Annotated in this window: 19 protein-coding genes; 17 read left to right on the top strand and 2 right to left on the bottom strand. The window is 47.7% G+C overall.

From position 1 onward, the window contains the following. The 7 genes from LYZ37_RS23170 (at nt 1) to LYZ37_RS23140 (ending at nt 4,667) form a co-directional block, all read left to right on the top strand. Nucleotides 1-345: a hypothetical protein gene (locus LYZ37_RS23170; RefSeq protein WP_272788519.1), complete on the top strand. Its 345-nt coding sequence runs from the start codon at nt 1-3 to the stop codon at nt 343-345. 3 nt (nt 346-348) lie between these two features. Then, nucleotides 349-1,767, top strand: coding sequence for a zonular occludens toxin domain-containing protein (locus LYZ37_RS23165; protein WP_272788518.1), 1,419 nt, complete (start codon nt 349-351; stop codon nt 1,765-1,767). A 2-nt stretch (nt 1,768-1,769) separates the two neighbouring features. After that, nucleotides 1,770-1,961: a hypothetical protein gene (locus tag LYZ37_RS23160; protein WP_272788367.1), complete on the top strand. Its 192-nt coding sequence runs from the start codon at nt 1,770-1,772 to the stop codon at nt 1,959-1,961. Nucleotides 1,962-2,007: 46 nt separating this feature from the next. Continuing rightward, a complete protein-coding gene (locus LYZ37_RS23155) occupies nt 2,008-2,196 on the top strand; it encodes a hypothetical protein (protein ID WP_272788517.1) in 189 nt (62 codons plus the stop codon). 518 nt (nt 2,197-2,714) lie between these two features. Beyond that, nucleotides 2,715-3,773 (top strand): N-acetyltransferase, encoded by a 1,059-nt coding sequence (locus LYZ37_RS23150; RefSeq protein ID WP_272788516.1) that lies wholly within the window; start codon nt 2,715-2,717, stop codon nt 3,771-3,773. Beyond that, on the top strand, nt 3,751-4,155 hold the full coding sequence (locus LYZ37_RS23145; RefSeq protein WP_272788515.1) for an ASCH domain-containing protein: 405 nt from the start codon (nt 3,751-3,753) through the stop codon (nt 4,153-4,155). The genes LYZ37_RS23150 and LYZ37_RS23145 overlap by 23 nt, the downstream gene beginning before the upstream one ends. Continuing rightward, on the top strand, nt 4,152-4,667 hold the full coding sequence (locus tag LYZ37_RS23140) for an ATP-binding protein (protein ID WP_272788514.1): 516 nt from the start codon (nt 4,152-4,154) through the stop codon (nt 4,665-4,667). Before LYZ37_RS23145 ends, LYZ37_RS23140 begins: the two co-directional genes overlap by 4 nt. Nucleotides 4,668-4,697: 30 nt before the next feature. Here the strand turns inward: LYZ37_RS23140 and LYZ37_RS23135 are convergent, their stop codons facing one another. Further along, the gene (locus LYZ37_RS23135; protein WP_272788513.1) at nt 4,698-5,063 is read right to left on the bottom strand and encodes a regulator; all 366 of its coding nucleotides are present in this window, start codon (nt 5,061-5,063) and stop codon (nt 4,698-4,700) included. 777 nt (nt 5,064-5,840) lie between these two features. Here LYZ37_RS23135 and LYZ37_RS23130 point away from each other — a divergent pair. Further along, the gene (locus LYZ37_RS23130) at nt 5,841-6,353 is read left to right on the top strand and encodes a hypothetical protein (protein ID WP_272788512.1); all 513 of its coding nucleotides are present in this window, start codon (nt 5,841-5,843) and stop codon (nt 6,351-6,353) included. A 132-nt stretch (nt 6,354-6,485) separates the two neighbouring features. After that, a complete protein-coding gene (locus LYZ37_RS23125) occupies nt 6,486-7,586 on the top strand; it encodes a tyrosine-type recombinase/integrase (RefSeq protein ID WP_272788511.1) in 1,101 nt (366 codons plus the stop codon). A gap of 79 nt (nt 7,587-7,665) precedes the next feature. On the opposite strand, the gene LYZ37_RS23120 is transcribed toward LYZ37_RS23125, so the two are convergent. Next, nucleotides 7,666-10,881, bottom strand: a complete 3,216-nt coding sequence (locus tag LYZ37_RS23120) for a S41 family peptidase (RefSeq protein ID WP_272788510.1) — start codon at nt 10,879-10,881, stop codon at nt 7,666-7,668. 993 nt (nt 10,882-11,874) lie between these two features. Between LYZ37_RS23120 and traA the strand changes: the two genes are divergently transcribed. The 8 genes from traA to traW all read left to right on the top strand — a co-directional run bounded on the left by traA (nt 11,875) and on the right by traW (nt 19,056). Next, complete coding sequence (traA, locus tag LYZ37_RS23115) at nt 11,875-12,156, top strand: type IV conjugative transfer system pilin TraA (RefSeq protein ID WP_195877709.1); 282 nt, start codon at nt 11,875-11,877, stop codon at nt 12,154-12,156. Continuing rightward, nucleotides 12,157-12,459 carry a type IV conjugative transfer system protein TraL gene (traL, locus tag LYZ37_RS23110; protein ID WP_004744182.1) on the top strand — a complete coding sequence of 101 codons (303 nt, stop codon included), beginning with the start codon at nt 12,157-12,159 and terminating at the stop codon, nt 12,457-12,459. It abuts the gene before it with no gap. A 10-nt stretch (nt 12,460-12,469) separates the two neighbouring features. After that, nucleotides 12,470-13,036: a type IV conjugative transfer system protein TraE gene (gene traE / locus LYZ37_RS23105; protein WP_272788509.1), complete on the top strand. Its 567-nt coding sequence runs from the start codon at nt 12,470-12,472 to the stop codon at nt 13,034-13,036. Beyond that, on the top strand, nt 13,033-13,770 hold the full coding sequence (gene traK / locus LYZ37_RS23100) for a type-F conjugative transfer system secretin TraK (RefSeq protein WP_069669856.1): 738 nt from the start codon (nt 13,033-13,035) through the stop codon (nt 13,768-13,770). Before traE ends, traK begins: the two co-directional genes overlap by 4 nt. After that, nucleotides 13,760-15,274 carry a TrbI/VirB10 family protein gene (locus LYZ37_RS23095; RefSeq protein ID WP_272788559.1) on the top strand — a complete coding sequence of 505 codons (1,515 nt, stop codon included), beginning with the start codon at nt 13,760-13,762 and terminating at the stop codon, nt 15,272-15,274. Before traK ends, LYZ37_RS23095 begins: the two co-directional genes overlap by 11 nt. Before the next feature lie 151 nt (nt 15,275-15,425). After that, nucleotides 15,426-15,821 (top strand): type IV conjugative transfer system lipoprotein TraV, encoded by a 396-nt coding sequence (traV, locus tag LYZ37_RS23090; protein WP_004744178.1) that lies wholly within the window; start codon nt 15,426-15,428, stop codon nt 15,819-15,821. Nucleotides 15,822-15,824: 3 nt separating this feature from the next. Then, nucleotides 15,825-18,377 (top strand): type IV secretion system protein TraC, encoded by a 2,553-nt coding sequence (traC, locus tag LYZ37_RS23085; protein WP_272788508.1) that lies wholly within the window; start codon nt 15,825-15,827, stop codon nt 18,375-18,377. Further along, entirely contained in the window at nt 18,331-19,056 is a 726-nt protein-coding gene (gene traW, locus LYZ37_RS23080; protein ID WP_272788507.1) for a type-F conjugative transfer system protein TraW, read from the top strand. The genes traC and traW overlap by 47 nt, the downstream gene beginning before the upstream one ends. Nucleotides 19,057-19,061 lie beyond the last annotated feature (5 nt).

Here is a 19,061-nt window from a genome sequence, read left to right as displayed (position 1 = left end):
ATGGATTACATCTATCAAGTATTAGAGTTTCTTTCCGGTGTAGGCAGTGACGTTAAACATTTTGTCTTGGGCATCCCTGAGTTCTTAATGAACATCGTGACCTACTTCTGGTACTTCGCCACTAAGTTCTATCTGACGTTTAAGCTCTGGGGTCTGGAGACCGCTTACAAAGTTGCGACCATGCTACTTCAGAATTATGAGGTGTACACAGTGCTCAATGCCGCGTTTAACAAAATCTCGCCAGACCTACGGGCGATTTGTCATGCGATTGGTGTAGTCGATGCGATACGTATCATCATTGATGCGTTCGCGACCGCTTTCGTCCTGCGTATCATGGGGTGGTAATCAATGGCTGTTTACTTTCGTCATGGCTCCAATGGGGCGTATAAATCCGCTTATGCGGTGTGGTTTGAAATCCTCCCTGCTCTACGCAATGGTCGCTTAGTCGTGACCAATATCGAAGGACTTAAACCTCTGGATAAAATTGAGAAACTGCTCGGTGAAAAGTTTCCTCCAGGGGCGCGTTTGATTCGTGTCTTTTCTCGTAAGTTAACGGGTATTGAGCTTTGGCAGAATTGGTTTAGTTGGATGCCTATCGGGGCTTTGGTGGTCATTGATGAGTGTCAGGACATCTTTACTGTGGACGCAGGATTCAAGAAAGAAAAGACACACAAGCGCCCGATTGAAGAATTCCTCCCTAACCTCCCAGATGACTTTGCTGACCTGTTTCACAGCCGATGGACAAAGGTCGATGAATCGACACTGGATGAGGGGGATATCGACGACACGGGCGAAACACAGCTCGATGAGCAAGGACGCCTCCTCTACCCTGACCACTTTTACGGGGCGTTCATGCGTCATCGTAAATATCAGTGGGATATTGTCATGCTCACGCCTGACTGGACATCAATACCCACGTGGCTAAGGGGATGTGCTCAAGAAGCGTATTCCCATCGCTCAACCGATACTTGGTTTCGCAAGCGTAAGCCGCGCATTTACAACCATTCCACCAAGGCAACCAAGACGGCTCCAAGCACACGAGAAGATATGGCAAGCACCACCTCAAAGAAAATTCCGGTTGAGGTGTTTGCACTCTATAAGTCCACAGGGACAGGAAAGTTTAACGAGTCTAAATCAGACGTCACGATGCTCAAATCACCGAAGTTCATCTTAGCCATGCTCATTGGTATTGGCGCGGTGTTTAAATTTGTATGGGATGCTTATGCTTTATTTTATAGCGATACTGAAAATCCAACTCAAGAAACTGCTCAAGTTACTGAGTCCAATTCGAACAACACTACGACGATTGATAGCCAGAATCTGGATGCGAACACATCGACTACGCAAAGTGGTCATGGCGTGGGTTCTGGCGGTGATAGCCATCAAAATAGTGCTCAGGTTGCTATTGATGCTGTAAACCCTTTCTATCGACATTTCCCTATCTTCAATCAAGCGCGGTCAGTGTATTTAACCAGTGTGGTTCGAGAGCGAATTGAGGGAGACATTACCCTGACCAACTACCGCTTTCGAATTGATAAAGATGACGGTGAATACTATGTCAGCTCCCCTGTCCTGATTGGCTATGGCTATGAGTTCCTTGAGCTTGATGAGTGTCTCATCCAAGTCAAGTTAGGCGACACAACCAAGATGCTGACCTGCCCACCAAGACAAGGACTGGATAAGCCCGATGACTTTACTATCCCCGACCGGACGCAAGAGCTTAAACAAGTCGACATCTTCAATCTCTCTGGCAATAAGGAAGCGTAACCATGAGCCGTAATTCAGAATATGAACAACGCCAAAAAGATAAGGGACTCAAGAAAATCACGCTCTGGGTTCCTGAAGATAGAGATTGTGAGGTGAAACAAGCCGCGCAAATGATGTGCGACAACGAAGATTTAACTATCAACGTGCTTCGAAGTATCGCTACGGGCAAGCTTGTCTCTATGTCTTCCAAATAAGTGCCGTCACTGGTGACGTTTAATTTTCAATAAAAGGAGTGACACAATGACAGATGAACAAGTATTGATGTTTGCGGATGCAATTAGCCAAATGATGGCTATCGATGTGTTTATAGGTGTTACGGCTGGATTTTTGTTTCAAGCTATTGTCAGGGCTTTACTGTCTAAGCCCCGCAGGGATAAGGAATTGCGAAGCGATGACGAAGCACCAAGCCACTCGACCGACTCAAATTAGAATGCTCTATCAACTGGCGCGGTCAGCCTTCGCTGACGCTTGAGATAAAAACACCCCTCCTTCTTGCCAGAATATCCCTCGCAGAGACCTGTCACAACAAAGGGGCTTTAACGCCCCTGCAACCCACATAAGATAGCCACACACGCTATGCGCAGTCGCGAAGACTGAGCAGCGAGCATAGCAGTGTGGGCGTTCCTATTGCTCATAGCAAATCAATCGAGTGTCGAGATTGATTCCCCTTTCTCTACGTTCTGCAAACGTAGTGCGCCAGTGTTTGAGCGTCAGCGAGTCGACCCCGTATAGTAATACGGGGTGAAAGTCTTAATGGCGCTCTGATTTTGATTCAGTTTCTTTTCTACTGAGAATTGGTTTTTAATCTCGTTAGACACTCACATAATTAGAGAGAAGATTATAAAAGATATGGACACAGTTGCAGTGCAAGGATAAATTCCACATCTAAGGTGTGGGTTATGGAGCTTTGATGTCCCACTATGTTCAATACCAAAGAGTATTTATCTATGGAAAATTTAGTCTATCAACCGTTCTCAGATATAAATATTAATGACAATTTTTTTGCGACACTAAAGGCTGACTATCAGGAATTTCCTGAGTGGTTCGCTAAGAAGGCGTTAGCAGGTGACTGTGCGTACGTTTTATACAACCCGATGGGATTTATTGAAGGTTTTATGTATTTGAAGGTGGAGAGCGGAGTTGTGACAGATACAACACCAAACCTACCAAATGGAATGCACCTAAAGATTGGTACTTTTAAGTTTGATGCAGCAGGAACAAGACGCGGTGAAAGGTTCGTGAAAAAGGTATTTGACCACGCTATTAAATCAAACGTAGATGATGTCTATGTGACAATTTTTGATAAGCATGCTCACCTTATTTCATTAATGCAGCGATATGGGTTTGATGTAATTGGTTCTAAGTCTACACCCAACGGTATCGAGAACGTGTTAGTTCGTAACATGCATCACGTTCATAACAACATAATGGCTGACTACCCAAAGTTTAACATTCGAGGAAATAAGAAGTACTTGATGTCTATATATCCAGACTATCACACACGGATGCTACCAGACTCTATTCTTAACAACGAGTCTCACGATATTATACAAGACGTTTCTCATACAAATAGCATCCATAAAATTTATCTATGTGCTATGGAGCTTACTGCCGACTTTAGACCGGGTGATATCATTGTAACCTACAGAACATCGGATGGTGCAGGTCCTGCACGTTATCGTTCTGTTATTACTTCAGTTTGCGTCGTCGAAGAGTATAGAAACATTGGTGATTTTCCTACTCTCGAGTCTTTTTTATCTTATGCAGGCTCATACTCTGTGTTCTCACAAGATGAACTTACATACTTCTACCGTTCAAAACGCTATCCTCATATCATACGATTCACGTATAATACCGCGATGACGAAACGTGTGATTCGTGACAGGTTGATTAATGAAGTTGGTCTCTCAGAGGGTGCATATTGGGGAGCAATGGAGATATCGGATAGCCAGTTCAATCACATGCTTGATTTAGGTGAGGTAGATGCAAGTTTTATTATCAATTAAACCCGAGTTTGTAGAAAGAATCTTTACAGGCGAAAAGAAATTTGAATACCGTAAGGCGATCTTTCGAAGAAGTGATGTAGAAAAGGTGATCATCTATTCTACATTGCCCGAGGGTAAAGTAGTCGGCGAGTTCTGTATCGATAGAATCTTAACTGATACACCACAAGAGATTTGGAATCAGACCCAAACAAAATCTGGTATCAAAAAAGAGTTTTTCGATCACTACTTCAATGGGAAGTCAGAAGCTCACGCTATTAAAATTGGTAATGTTAAAAAATATGACAATCCCTTTCGATTAGACAAAATGAAGAAAAAAGTGTCAGCACCTCAATCATTTATGTATTTGTCGAGGGATCTCTTTCCGGAGTTTGCATTTGAATGAATAAACTAATATTCATCTCTGGCGTACACGGCGTAGGGAAGTCTACACTGTGTTCGCAAATAAATAGCTTTGTAGATATCCGCTCATACTCCTGTAGCGATATCATTAAAGCTAATTCTGCATACGTTGAAACCTCAAAAGTGGTAGATAAAGCGGAAGCTAACCAAAGAGCGCTGTTAGAGGGAATTTCTAATCTTGATGATGAGAACATTCTATTAGATGGCCACTTTTGCTTAGTCGGTAAAAATGAAACGATTATCGAATTAGATTATCAGGTGTTTCAGGACATTAACCCAGACATAGTAATAAATGTGTTGGCAGACGCTCACGAGGTACATAGGCGTTTGCTCTCAAGAGATGGCGACTGTATTTCTCTAGATTTAATCGACAAATTACAAAAGCAAGAGTCTCATAATGCACATGAGTTTTGTTCCAAGAATGGGGTGAAAATTGTTGATTACAATTCCGGAGATGATGTCTCCACTCTCTTAATAGAGCTAGGTTTAAGTTAAACATTTCTAAGGGCTCTTTGAGCCCTTTTTTCATTTCATTCTTGCGAGCGCTCGGACGAACTTCAATAACTTTGTAGTCGTTGTGATCTCTAATTCGGACTGAATCTGTAGTAGTGCTATACCCGCAATTATTTCTTGAGGGGTCACAAGTTGACCTGTAGGTAATTCTAACTTGTCGTTGCGCATTCTAAACTGACACCAGTTTTCATAAGCAGACAATTGCTTCCCACTGGCAAATCTCATTAGACGCTTACACTCCTTTGGGATTGCTTTGCCTTTATCCCACTCTTTGATTGTTCTCACACTTTTAAAACAAAGTTTGGCTGTTTCGTCTACCGTTAGACCACATTCAAATTCACGAAAAATATAATTTTTGGTCATTTCGTGATACTTCATGATTTACTCTCTCAAAAGTGAAAGAGTTTATAAATCTATAAATTGCAGTGATACTGATTGCATTAAACATAAAGACTCGTAATGCGCACTGAGTATGTAGGTGCAATTTAGTAATGTCCGGTTTGAGCAATTTTAAAATGTCCTATTATTTCCAAGTGAATCTGTCCTATGTTTGCTTGGAGGTTTTAGGATGTTAGTAACGATGAACGATCATGAATTGCAACGCTTCGCCATTATCCAAGACGTATTAAACAATAAGTTAAAGCGGCGAGATGCTACATCCATTTTTAGAATAAGCTACCGACACTTGTCTCGCATGCTTAAAGCTTTTAAAGAACTGTGCGTTGGATCCCTAGAGCATGGCAACGTCGTTAAACTCTCTAGCAATAGCATTACAAGGTTTGATTTGGGAGCCTCCTAGCCGAGACTGAGGTTTTACCTATTATCTCAGGGTATTGGCTTCAACCCTCATCCCAATTGGTTGGGAAAAAGTTCACTCTGTTAGAAAAAAAAGTACTCCTGCATATTAAACACGCATTCGGGCTGGTTTATCAGTGTCTATGACAGAGATTGATAACGAATAGAGGTGATCTCGCTGTGGCGGTAAACCATTGGGACAACAATGTTTGAGAGTAAAGGCGTCGCCAGTATTATCGACGTTAAATGTGAATCGGAAGCTACTTTGTTCTCCAGTTAAGCCATTGATGTGGTTACCTTCACCAGTGATGGGTGCACACTAAGTTAAACCACAACATATACAGAAAGGACAACGTTATTATGAGCAAAATCATTTACGCGATCAAAGATACTCACTCAGAAGCACAGGGTCGCGAGTTAGCGCGAGCACAATTATCCGCTGGTACCATCGATGTCTTTTTCATTGAATGGCCGCATCCTATCAATCTTAGGGATGTTGCTGGGAGCTTTTCAGGAATTGCCAACGATGCTCGTCCTACCTTAATTGATCTTGTCAAACTTGCAATTGAACATGATATTCCCGTTGTGCCGTGCGATCTGACTGTTGACCAAACGGTAGAGAGTTTAAATAAACTGGATGACGGTTATGGACCTTACAATGAAGCCTCAGCCTTTCAACCTTGGGGGAAGGCTATGCGCGATAAACATGTGGCAGTGGTTATCAATAATACGATGCTTGAAAACCCCGAATACGTCACGGGTTTAGTCATGTTTGGTGCAGATCACTTTCAAAATGAAGAGGGTCGCAATGCTGACACGTTAGATGTGTTGATTTACAAGCGCTCGTGCATTGATGTCGAACTGTTGAATTAGATAGAAGGCGAGTATGAAAAAGGCCGCTTCATGCGGTCTTCTTTCCAATGTGATTAATCAGTACCCGTGTTAATATACGTCTTAGAACTGCCATTCTAGGACGTATGATCGTTTTTAAGGGAGAAAGATCGTTTGACGACGTTATCGGTGTTGAGTGAGGTGCCGTTTGAGCGCTTACTGCCGCATGAATTTGCAGAGGGGCTAGCGGCGGCGCAGCGCGCGGGTGAAGCGCTCGAAGGCCATCCGCTGGTGGAGGCCGCGATCACTCATTATCAGGGTGAGTTCTTTCGCCGAGCAGAGCGCTTGCAGCCGGCCAGTCTGGTGCGCTTAAAAAGTGCGTGGGCGACCTTTGTCGCCTGGTGTTGTGAGCAAGATCGATGTGCCCTACCCGCTTCACCGCAAACGGTAGAGGCGTACTTGATTGCGGAACAAGAAAGGTTACACCGTAACACTTTAAAAGTGCAGCTTTGGGCGATCGGTAAGACCCATCAAATTTCCGGATGTCCCGATCCCTGCCAAAACGATTATGTCAAAGCGCAGCTGCAGCAGATCCATCATCGTAAAGTGCGCCAACGTGAAGTGATCAGGCAAGCGGTGGCGCTACGCGAAAGCCACCTGAATGCGTTAGTGGATCTGTGGGACCGACCGGAAGCGAGCTTGACTGAGTGCCGTGATTTGCTGATCGTGAGCATGCTGTACGAAACCTTGCTGCGCAAAAGCAATCTAGAAACCTTACGTGTGGGGGACATCGACTGGCAGGCTGATGGCAGTGGGTTGATCAAGGTGTTTGTCACTAAGACTGACAAAAGTGGGGATGTGAAGTACAGCTATGTGTCGCCCCCGACTATGGATCTGCTGGCTCGCTATCTCGGCCATGCCGATATTGTTGATAACCCGGAGGCTTTTCTCATCCAGAGAGTTAAACTGTCTAGTCAACAACTAAAAGGATCGGCGCGTACTCAAGCGGCGATATCACCAGTCTCGGCTAAGTTGATTGGGCGAGTTTGTGCCAAAGCGGCTAAAACGCTTGGTTTAAGCACTGATCGCCCTTTTACAGGCCACAGTGCTCGGGTCGGCGCGACGCAAGATCTGCTGGCCGAAGGGTTTTCATCTCTGCAAGTGCAGCAAGCCGGGGGCTGGAGTTCGGAGAGAATGGTTTTGCGCTATGGAGGTAGTGTACTGGCTTCTGAATCTGCGATGGCGCAACGAAGACAAAGAAAATCCCCGAAATAAAGGCTTTAACGGCTATTTAACCAGGGTGAAATGGCCCCTGGTTGGGAAGTCCAAGGGCCATCGAGTGAAGATTATTGTGTCATTCTAGCGTCGCCAATAAGGCGTTGATCGCGACGTTCAATTGGTGATCTCTATTCGCCGCCACATCCGCGGGGGAATTGTAGGCAACAATATCAGGCTTCACTTCGTTGTTCTCCAACCACTTCCCCTCATCATTTTTAAATCCAAGTTGAGGGACACCGTAGTCTAGGAAGGGTTCTTGTTGGATTTCCCACAACACGAAAGTGCCGGTGCCAGGGACGGGTTCACCCACCAATTTCCCTATTCCCTCTTTTTGATAGAAGTAAGGGACGATTGAGCCGTCGGAGTAACTCGAAGCATTCGCCAGCATAATACTGGGTTTTGCCCAGCGGCGTAGAGGAAAGGTGCCCACAGAGTAGCCGTCTCTCGACAGGGCTGAACTGTGTCTTACGCCTGACAAAACCTGCATGATTTGGTCGTGTAAGTTGCCCCCTGTGTTGTAACGAACGTCAATCACGACGGCCTCTTTATCGCGGTAGAGGCCAAACAACTTATTGACCAATTGGCGATAAGCGGCATTATCCATTTCAGGTAAATGAATATAGCCAATTCGGCCCTTCGACAACCGCTCAGTGAGCTCTTCGCGCTTCGTAACCCAGCGCTTATAAGCAAGATGGGCTTCACCAGACAAAGAGATCGGTTTGGTCACCACCGATATGGTGTCCTGATTACCTGGAGTGAGCACCGATAAACGCGTCAGCTTACCTTCCAGGTTATTGAGCAGTGGATAGATGTCGTGTCCAGGTAGGACATCGATACCATTAACTGAATAAATAATGCTGCCCGCTTTTATTGGCTTGCCAGGCAGATCCGCCGGTCCACCACGTAAAATACTGCGAACCCTGATCCCTTTACCTTGGTACTTGTCATCATAAATTAGTCCCAGCGATGCAGCAGACTCCCATTGATTTGGGTGGCCAAAGTAGGTTGCTCCCGTATGAGAGGCATTCAGCTCTCCTGCCAGCTCACTGAGTAACTCAGCAAAGTCGATGTAGTTGTGAATACTTGGCAAGTGTTTTTCATAGGCCCCTCGATACCATTCCCAGTTTACACCATGCAAATCCTTGTCGTAGAATTTGGTTTTAGTCAGGCGCCACACGTGGTCAAAGATATACTGCTTCTCTTTGGTAAAATCGTATTCAGCTTCCAAGCTAAAATGCACGCCCTCACTCTGGCCACTGGCGAGATCGATTTTTTCTAACTGACCATCACCAATCAGCAACAACGTCGATCGGTCCTGGGTCACCGTCATGGATTTGATGTCATCCACCGAACGAGTCAACATCACTTCATGATCGCCCGTGACTAGATTTATGTGAACAAACTCGATGTCGTCATCACGATGATTTGCCACCACCATTTCAGTATTATCTGGGGAGAGATAGCTTGCAATAACGGACATCGAATAAGGCGTTATTCGATGAATTCTGTCTTGCAGATCGTGGACGTCCACGCTTGTCCCGTTATCTTGCTCAGCGCTTTGCTCTTGCTGTTCCGCCAACCAAGCTTGATCTTGAGATAAACCCAAGCGCGCCTCGATGCGTTTGTTAAGGGTGACGGCATACACGTTACCATTAACCGCACTGCCATCTAATTCGGTGAGGCCACCTTTTTCTGAAGTCCAGTACACCATCTGTCCATCGTCAGAAAATTTTGGCTGAGTTTGGCTAAATCCGCTATAACTGAGCGTAATGGGTGCGTGTTGACCAAAGCTATCAAGCAATAAAATGTTGTTGGCACTCAACGTACTGCCATCACGAGACACAATGTACTCGCCATCTGGTGACCACTGGTAATGCCAATCAGCATCTTCATAAGAATACATTGACTGGCTGCTAATAAGGGTTGTGGTCGAGCCGTCTTCAAGCGTCATGACTTTGAGCGTGTTTCTGGATGTTCGATATGCGACGCGTTGGTCGTCGGGCGACAAGACTGGCTGCGTTTCATCGATTGGCGTATCGGTGAGTTGTTGCTCTGTGATCTGAGCGGCGGTAAAAAAACTCTTGTCTTGTTCGCTGATGTGACAGGAAAATAGGTCCCAACTTCCCTTACGTTCAGAGCCGTAAATGAGGGTTCTACCATCACTTGAAAACGAAACGTTTCTTTCTGCTTGTGGGGTGTTCGTTATTCGGCGCGTCTCACCGGTGAGGGTCGATATCACAAAGATCTCGCCTCTTGCGACAACCGCGATCTCAGGTGCGGTTGGCGAGGCCGCCATTTCAGTGATTTCATAACCTAGGTTGACGTTCGTGGTGCTGGTTTGGCTCCGCGCAGTGGGAATACGGATGTCGACTTGATGTGGTGTGGCTTCATTGTTCTTTTTGAGCCAAATGCCGCCATCAAACCCGTAGGCTAGATCACCGCGTTGACTTATCGACAAGAACCTCACGGGCAGTTTGGTATGGTGAGTCACCGCCACCGCATCATCTTCATGCCCATTGAGCGATTGCTTCCAGACATTAAAGCTTCCCGAACGCTCAGATAGGAAGTACATGGATTGGTCATCATCGGCCCACACCGCATTTCTGTCTTCACCGCGAAACGTGGTGACTTGAGTGTGGGTTTGGGTGTCGACGTCATACTTCCAAATGTTTCTTGCGGCATCCGATAGCGATCCTTTGCGCCACGGTTGTTCTGTATAGGACGGCAAATCAGTGTATAAAGCTTGTCGACCATCATGAGACACTGAGTAACTGCTGACTGAATTGGCTAACAAGACCTGTTCTCTGCCCCCGCTCGCGGGAATGGCATAGAGTCGGTTTGAGCGGCCGAAATACCCATTGTTTACTTCGCTGTCTCCGTTACCAATCCGTTGTGATTGAAACAGCACTTGGCTTCCATCGGCGCTGAAAGAATAAGGTGTTTCTTTGCTACCGTGAAAAGTGAGACGCTGAGAGGTATGGGTTTGCATATTGAGGACAAACACATCTCCTGGACCATACTGATTGGCTTCGTATGCTAAAAGCTCGCCGTCAGAGGACCAAACTGGATTAGAGCTATGAACGCTTTCACGCGTGAGTGGAACCGCATCCCCCCCTTCGGAGTTTGCTAGCCAGATTTGCCCATTGAAGGTGAAGGCGATTTGCTCACCGTTCGGAGAAATTGCAATATCGCGATACCAAGATGATCCTTCTGGTGTTTGTGCGAAAAGCAGAGAAGCGTGACTGGTCGTCAATAAGGCGAGGACCACTTGGGCAATATGTGAAAATTTCATAGATTTTACTTAATGTGTTCTTTTTCATCATGATATAGCAAAATCTTGACGTCGATTGCATCTATTTTGAGACATTAATGCAAGCCATTACGGGCGTTTCCGATGCATTCCTCAGTCTCATGGTGGATTAGGCATTGGCGGGGGCGATGGTCTGTTCTTCTTCTGTGTCTCCGTATTTTTTTATACGTCTAAAAACATTTAGTTATAGTGCGTTAGAGGCTTTCAATATGCACAAATACGCATTATGACCATTGCCCTTAACTTTGCGCAAACGCCATAATCCACTCGTGCTCTTTAACAACATCGCCATGGCTAACAACTCACTCGCCTTCCCGCGTTGAGAAACGCAAGAAGCATGCGACAGAGTTGTTCTCGATGAATGCCCATAATAATTCATCAATCACACCCCACGTTTAGCAAACGAGGCAGGGGCTTTGTACCGTCCGAACAAATGAAAGTGTAGGACACCAACTCTGTTGATAAGGAGGTCGCATGTCGAAAGCACCAACCAATCCACCGGACACACTCAAGGTAGGCACTTCTCGCACCAAGTTATGTACTCAATGGCAGGGGGTGACTGTGACGTGGCAAACATCAGACAAAAGCGAAACGGTGAATACGAGCTTAAGCCCCTGCCGTGTCAGGTGTTTTCGATCGTCTACATGTCATCGCTATCTCTGCTGCACCCGACCACGAACGAAAGTCGATCGAGCGATTTATGCCGGTCAGCTTTTCTCGAGTCACGCGGATCCACTGAAACAGCCGGGTTACTTTGTTTAGTGCTCAGGTTAGAGAGGCGGGCTAGACGGGTAAATCCCCCCCCCCTATTCGGCTCCAACGCGACGGCGAGGCGGCCCCCATATGTACGATAGATTTGGTCAACGCACACCTTCCTGTCCACATTGGGTGCGCTTCTGACGCTCTCACTAGCAACGCAAGATTGACGTCCTTGCGTGTGCGCACAGACGCCTTGGTTACATTAGGAGTTTACTCATGACTTCACAGCACATTGGATACACGTTTGTCCTCTTCATTGGTTTTGCCATTTTGATCACTTACCCTGTCCTCGCCGCTGACCTTTTTGCTACCGGAAAATCAATCATTAAGGACACCGCGGGTAAAGGCTCGACGGTAGAAACCGCTATGCTAGGCACAGGCCTTATTGTCAGCGCGATAACCGGTCTAACCACACGAAACTGGTTAGCCGCGGTGGGGGGCTTTATTGGCGGCAACATTCTGTGGTCGGTCGGCGCCCCGATGGTCGGACTCGCCTAAATGGAAAATCCTGACCTCTTTTTCAGCATTCCCAGACACATGAATACGGGAAAACGTCTCGCGGGTTTTCCGCGCGATGAAATCATCCCTGCCATCGTCGTGTTCGGTCTGTGTTTTTGGCAAGGCTATTCAATCCTCGGGATCATACTAGGACTGGGGTGGTTCGGTGGCATTCGATTTCTCAAAGTGGGCTACGGAGAACACATCGTCGCCCTTACTTTTTATTGGTGGACGGAAGGTTTACTGAGCCAAGCTTACTTCACTCGAACGCCCTCTTCTGAGCGGCGTTATTGGATATTTTAAGGAGACCCCTTTGGATTCCTTTATCGCAGACGAGCGCCTCAAGACAAAAAGCTTACTTAACGCGCTCCTTTTGGCCGGTTTCCTAGCCATGCTGGTGACCAACATTATGCTGGGTGTGAGCGTCCAAAAGGCCTTCAATAGTAAAAGCCGAACCTTTGTTCCCCCGCTCATCTCAAAAGCTTTCTCTGTCTCGGATGGCCAAGTAGATGCCCCCTACCTAGAGATGATAGGCGAGTTTTTGGTGTACAAGAAACTCAACGTTACGCCCGCTAGCGTCCATAGACAATATGGCCTGCTGCTTGATTATGTCAGCGAGCAATACTGGCCGTCCATCCAACCTCGACTCTTACGCGAAGCAGAGCAAGTAAAGTCCGAGCACATTTCCAGTCGCTTCGATATTGAACACGTCGAAGTCGCCGTTGAGGACTTAAAGGTACGGTTTACCGGTGTGCTCCAAAAGCACGTCGGTCGCCGTCCACTCGCGCGAGAAAAAGACGTCGTTTACCAAGTGTCGCTGGATTATGCGCAAGGCGAAATTTCTCTTCTTTCCATCAACCGTGTGGATCCCGAACAATGAAAACGCTAATGCTTCTTCTCGTTACACTGATGTCTCCATGCCTTGCGCTTGCAGAGAACGTCAGCATGCTCAACTACACCTTTAATGATGGCGACACCATCCCCATTTCGCTGTCTAGCCTAGACGTCAACCGACTTCGGGTTGATGATGACCGCATTATGGATATTACCTGCCCGCGCGGCTTCTGCACGTCGAGCGCCGAACAAAGAGACAAGACGGGCTCCATCAAGCTCACTATCAATATCCCCGCCCCGTTTACCGCGCAACTGACCACAGAGAAAGGGCGTCTATTCGCCCTGTTTGTGACCCCAAAAGCCACCCCTGGTGTTATTACCCAGTTCACTTACGCAAGGGCACACCTTGAGCAAACGTCCGTCTTTGAACGCAAGTTTGATTACCCGACCGCGTTAGTTGAGTTCACCAAAGCAATGATGCATTGGAAGCAATATCAGACGCCGGTGGTGGGGTTCTCGGTGCATCGCGTTGACCCTGATACGTTGCCAGAAAAGCGTTCTGCCTTACCCCTGACGCCACAAGTGGTCTTTTCCGGGAAACACTATTCAGGGATCATTTATCAGGTAACCAACAACGGTGACACCGCCGTCAACCTCACGACGGCTCAGTTCTATAGCGATTCGGCTCGCAGTGCGGCTCTTGACGACGTTCACCTCAAACCGGGGGAGTCCACCACGCTCTACTTAGTGACGGGAGGGGGAGTCAATGATGTTCGATAAATTCTTTGCCCGTTTTTTAGAGCCCAACGGGGATTTCGAACAAGGTGCCAACATCAATCAAGCCACCAAGAAACGTAACCGTATCGTGACGGCGTCCGTCTTGTTGGTGTTGCTGATGCTCGGGAGTGCTTTCTGGGCCAATGTTGAGCAATCGCCGCACCCGGATGAACAGCGGCCTCAACAGGACGTCGCTTTCGGCGCCGTTGTGACCGATGATTTCACCGCGAAAGACAACCAAAGCGCCCTCACGTATCAGCAGATGCAAATTGATGAGATGGCTAAGATGCTTAAGACCTTTGAAGGCACGTTAGACACGTTAGATCAGAGCTTAACCAATGGGTTAGATGACCTTACAGAAGCAAGTGAAAGGCGTCATCAAAACGGTATGGACACACTTAAACGCGAGTGGCAGCTAGAAATTCAACAAGTTAAGCAACTGAAAGAGCAGCTGGCAGCCCAACTCGACCATGGCACATCACCTTTGAGTCGGCCCGCGAGCGTGAATGGAAACGGGGAGAACTTCGGTGACGACACCACTCGTTTTCCCCGCACGGCCACTGCGTACTATGCCGACACTCCCTCCAACGACGGGGAATTTGCCTATCAGGAAAACCAACGACGTTCTGTCGATAGCACCGGGTTTGAAACCCAGTCTTTTCACTGGCAAGCCTCGATAGAAGAAACTACCTCCCTACGCACCACTGAGAATTATGTGCCAACCGGTACTTTTGTCACCGCCGTGGTCACCGGTGGCGCGGATGCGAACGCGGGGGTGTCGGGTCAAGGCGATACTGCTCCGATTGTCTTTCAAACTATTAATTCAGGCATTCTGCCCAATGGCAAAAAATCGAAGCTAGACAACTGTACGATCACGGGGTCGGTGTACGGGGAAATATCCGCCAGTCGAGGCATTACAAGAACTCATCGCATGAGCTGCATTCAACCTGATGACACGATCTTAGACATTCCCGTCAAAGCCACCGCCTTTAATTTCGGTCGCAACGGCATTCGTGGCACCACCATTTTAAAGAATGGCAAAATCGTTCAAATGGCGGGGGTGTCAGGGATCCTCACGGGGCTCGGTGAGACAGGGGCGGCACTTTCTCAAACCACAACACCCACCGCTTTAGGACCATCTCAAACCGTCGAAAGTGAAGAGGCCTTAGTCAACTTACTGGGTAACGCTACGTCCAGTGTGGGCAGTAAACTCGCTGACTACTACATCAAATTGGCCGAGATCTACCATCCTATTGTCGAGGTCAATCCCGGCGCCGTGGTAAACATTGTGTTTCTTGAAGGTTTTCCCCTTGATCCCCTGCTTGCTGAAGAATACGAAGCGGCCGTCGAGAGAGAGGCGCAAGCCGCGATGACCCTCCCTCAGAATCCACTGATGAGTGTCATGCCCCATCCCCCCGCCATGGCAACAGGACAAGCGATTAATCCATTGGCTGAAAAACTCGCTCAAGAAGGTCTCCCCGTCTCTCAATTTGGTCGTGAGCAATAGCGCCACTGAGTTTGTGCTCGCAGGCGTCAACAAGGGATCACTGACCTTCAACCATAAACGGCCACTCAGCCGAACTAAAGTGGTCAGCAACCGCTTTTCAGATAATCACATGAGCAACGCGTCATGCTCATCCATTGTTAAGGATACCATTATGCTTAGAATCGGACTTACATTAGTGAGTATTGTCCTGTTATCAGGGTGTGCCGCAGGACTCGGTGAAGAGTTTAGTTGCAACAACGTGGGTGGAGTGAAAGGCTGCACGCGTATGAACGACATTCGCGACAATATCGACGTCTATCGCGCCCCCAATGCCATTGTTCACTCTCGTCCTTCTAGGGCTAAAGCGCCACCCTTGATGTTTGCGACGCTCCCTCGTCGTGAGCGCCACGGCCAACCAGGACGAACGCCGGATAAGGTCAACAAAATTACCATCTTTCCTTTTAAAACTTCCACGCACGAGCACTATATCGACACGCTCGATATCTATTTTGTTGTCGATGAAAGCACGTGGATAGACAAGCCTGTTCAGGCCATTAGAAAGGACTGACTTATGATCCCCTTTATCAATAACGCTATGACAGGCCTCAGCGCTGTATTTAAGGATGCAAAAAAGAGTCAGAACCATATGCATCAAGAGCTACCCTACCGCCACTACGACTACACAGAAAACCTCTTCGACAATCGCACCTCTCGTGGCTTTGGTTTGCAAATCAGCGTGCTTGGCGGCGCAAATGACCAACTGATCATTTCACTCAACAACCTGGTGACGACCCTCCCCCAAGGGAAAAAGTGGGATTACCAACTTCAGCTCATTGGCCATAATCGGGTCGGTCACTACATCGATGCTAATGAGAAAGTGCTGGCGCAACGTGGCGGTATCTTGGCTGAAATGGCCAAGCGGGATGCGCAGTACGCTCGTTATGCTGCCAAACAAGGGTTTTTCCACCATCAGAAGAACAACCACTTCGACCTACGCGATTATGAGGCTTATTTCTTCGTATCAACGACCGGCAAAAACCCTGACGCGCTCAGAGACGTGCGAAGTGACGTGGAAACGGCCTTGGTTCAACTCGGGTTTGACACTTTGACGGTTTACCCCGAAATGTTGTTATCGCATGTGGGTGACATTCTCAACTTTGACCCTGGGCAAGATAGACCGTTAACCCGCAACTACAACCCACTCGACCCGCTCAATCTCCAAGCCTTATCCCCCGATACCGAGTGCCTCATGCGCCGAGACCATTTGGCCCTTCGTCATACCTCACCAAAGGGCGAAGAGGTAAAGACCCGAGTGGTCAGCATGGGGCTGTCTAAGCTGCCTCATGACTTCAGGCTGTACGGACTCCCCGAATGCTTTGCCTCGATTCGCAATGTCAGCCGCACAATAGTGTGCCCGCACATGCTCACACTGAACTTCCGTTGTGAGCCGACAGGAAAACAAGAAGCCGATAATAACAACAAAATCAATGACCTAACAAAAACCGTTGAGTCAAAAATGGTGTTATTGGCGCCAACGGCTAAAGAGGAACTCAAAGAGCGAAAAGACATTCAGGCAGGACTCAACGGCAAAGAGTTTATTGTCACTTCAATGGCATTCACGCTTACGCTGTTCACTCAGGACACCCGGCAGCGCCAAGACGTCCAAGCCGCCAAAAACGCCTTTGAGGGCGCGGGACTCAACCTCATCACACTGAACATGCTGCAATCGCAATCCCTACTCTCTGTTTTGCCTTTCATGATGAGTGATGGGTTTTGGAATGACGCAAAGAAAGCGGGGCGAGTGCGAACGTTGAAAAGTTCAAACCTGGTGAACTTTTTCCCCCTGGTGTTGGACTTCAAGCGTTTAAAGCCCGGTATGTTACTGCCGACCATGCGCCAACAAATCTCCTTCTTTGATGCGTTTACGTGTGGCAGTGATAACCAAAACATCGCGCTGACGGGGGGATCGGGCGCAGGGAAGAGTTTCCTGGTTCAAGAAATCGCGAGATGCGTCTACGCCATGATGGGCAAAGTTTGGATCTTGGACAAAGGGGAGAGCTACAAGAAGCTCACGCTCATGTTGGGCGGAACCTACATGACCCACCAAAATATCTACCTGAGCCCGTTTACGCATCTGGGTAAGATCGCCGATGGCCAAACGTTTGTCGATGAGCATGGCCAAGAAGTCAACCCACTGGCCGAGGCACTGCATAACATCACGGCGCTATTTACGACCATCGCCTCACCTTATGATCCGCTCACCAGTTATCAGCAAACCATTTTGGGAAGCGCCATCGTCACGGCCTGGGAACGCAACAAAACAGCAACACGCGTCGACGATGTCCGAGAAGCGCTTTTGGAAAAATATCAAGAGCTCGAGGACATCCGTATTCGCGATATCGCCGTTCAACTCGAACAGTATTGTACCGGGGGGATCCATGACGAGCTGTTTAATCAACCTTCCATGCTCGATCCCAATGTCCACTTTACGACCCTAGAGCTTGACGGTTTTTCACCGAGCGTCCTACGCAGTGTAATTTTTGCTCTGATTGTCACCATCAATCAGCAAATGTACCTGTCTGGCAGTCGCTCTACACCGAAAATGTGCATCATTGAAGAGGCATGGAGCTTACTCTCTGGCAGCAACAAACAAGCGCAAGAATTCATTAACCAAGGTTATCGTACCGCACGTAAGTTTGGCGGCTCCTTCTGCACAGTCACGCAAGGTATCGATGACTTTTTCGCCAATGAGGAAGCTAAAGCGTGTTACAACAACTCCGATATCCACTTCATTCTGCGTCAAGGCGAAGGATTCAATAAATACGTAATGGACAACCCCAATGCCTTCACGCGATTGGAAAAAGACCTCATTCAGCGCTTTGAGAAATCCTCCACCGCAGGGTACAGCAGTGTGCGGGTGAAAGCCGGTGGACACGTCTCATATCACCGATTTTTCGCGGATCCCGTCAAACGGGCCATGTATTCCACCGAGCCTAATGAATACGAGTACTGTGAAAAACTATACCAGAGCGGGATGACGATCAGCGACGCCGTTAACCAAACCTCAATGCACTTCTATGGAGAGCAAATCCGTGAATTCGAATCGCATCTTGCCTCCTTGTAGGCACACCCTGTGTCTCGCCTTAATCTGCACCACCACCATGGCCAGCTCGAAAGACTTTGGGATCATAGGACCCACCTTTCCAATCGGTGAAATAGACATGTTGCAATGGATTGAACAACGACTGAAACACTTCGAACGCACAGGCAAACTGGCGGATCTGCAAAACGAATTTCAAGCCAGAGTGAAACGTAAGGTCCAAAACCCACCTCCTCTGCCATTGAGTACCACCACCACGCCAGAAACGTTCTACGTTAACCCGAGCCTGACCTTTCCAGCACCAGTGCTCCATCCACAAACAGGCGAAATTATTGCGGCTAAAGGGCAAACCATCAATCCATTTGATAGCGAAACCTGGCCAACCAAGCACGCCGAGGGGTTTCCCAACGTTGAGCTATCCAAAGTGTTGCTGTTTCTCGATGCGCGCGATGCAAAGCAAAGAGCCTTTGCCAAGCAATTTACCCACAAAAAGCCCATCAAATACGTCCTAACGGGTGGCAATATTGAGCAAACCGCGCAACTGTTAGGAGCACGGATTTATCACGCGCAAGACGGTTTTATTACCCACAAACTCCACATCAAACACGTCCCGTCACTGGCTTACCAAGAGGGCGTCCGTTGGCGGATTGATGAATTTGATGTGTCCTCGTTAAGCGAGGAGGATGCAGAACCTACGCCCTAAGGAGG

Source organism: Vibrio tubiashii (genome assembly GCF_028551255.1).
In the GTDB taxonomy this organism is placed as follows: domain Bacteria; phylum Pseudomonadota; class Gammaproteobacteria; order Enterobacterales; family Vibrionaceae; genus Vibrio; species Vibrio tubiashii_B.
This window is presented reverse-complemented; position numbering and strand designations above follow the sequence as displayed.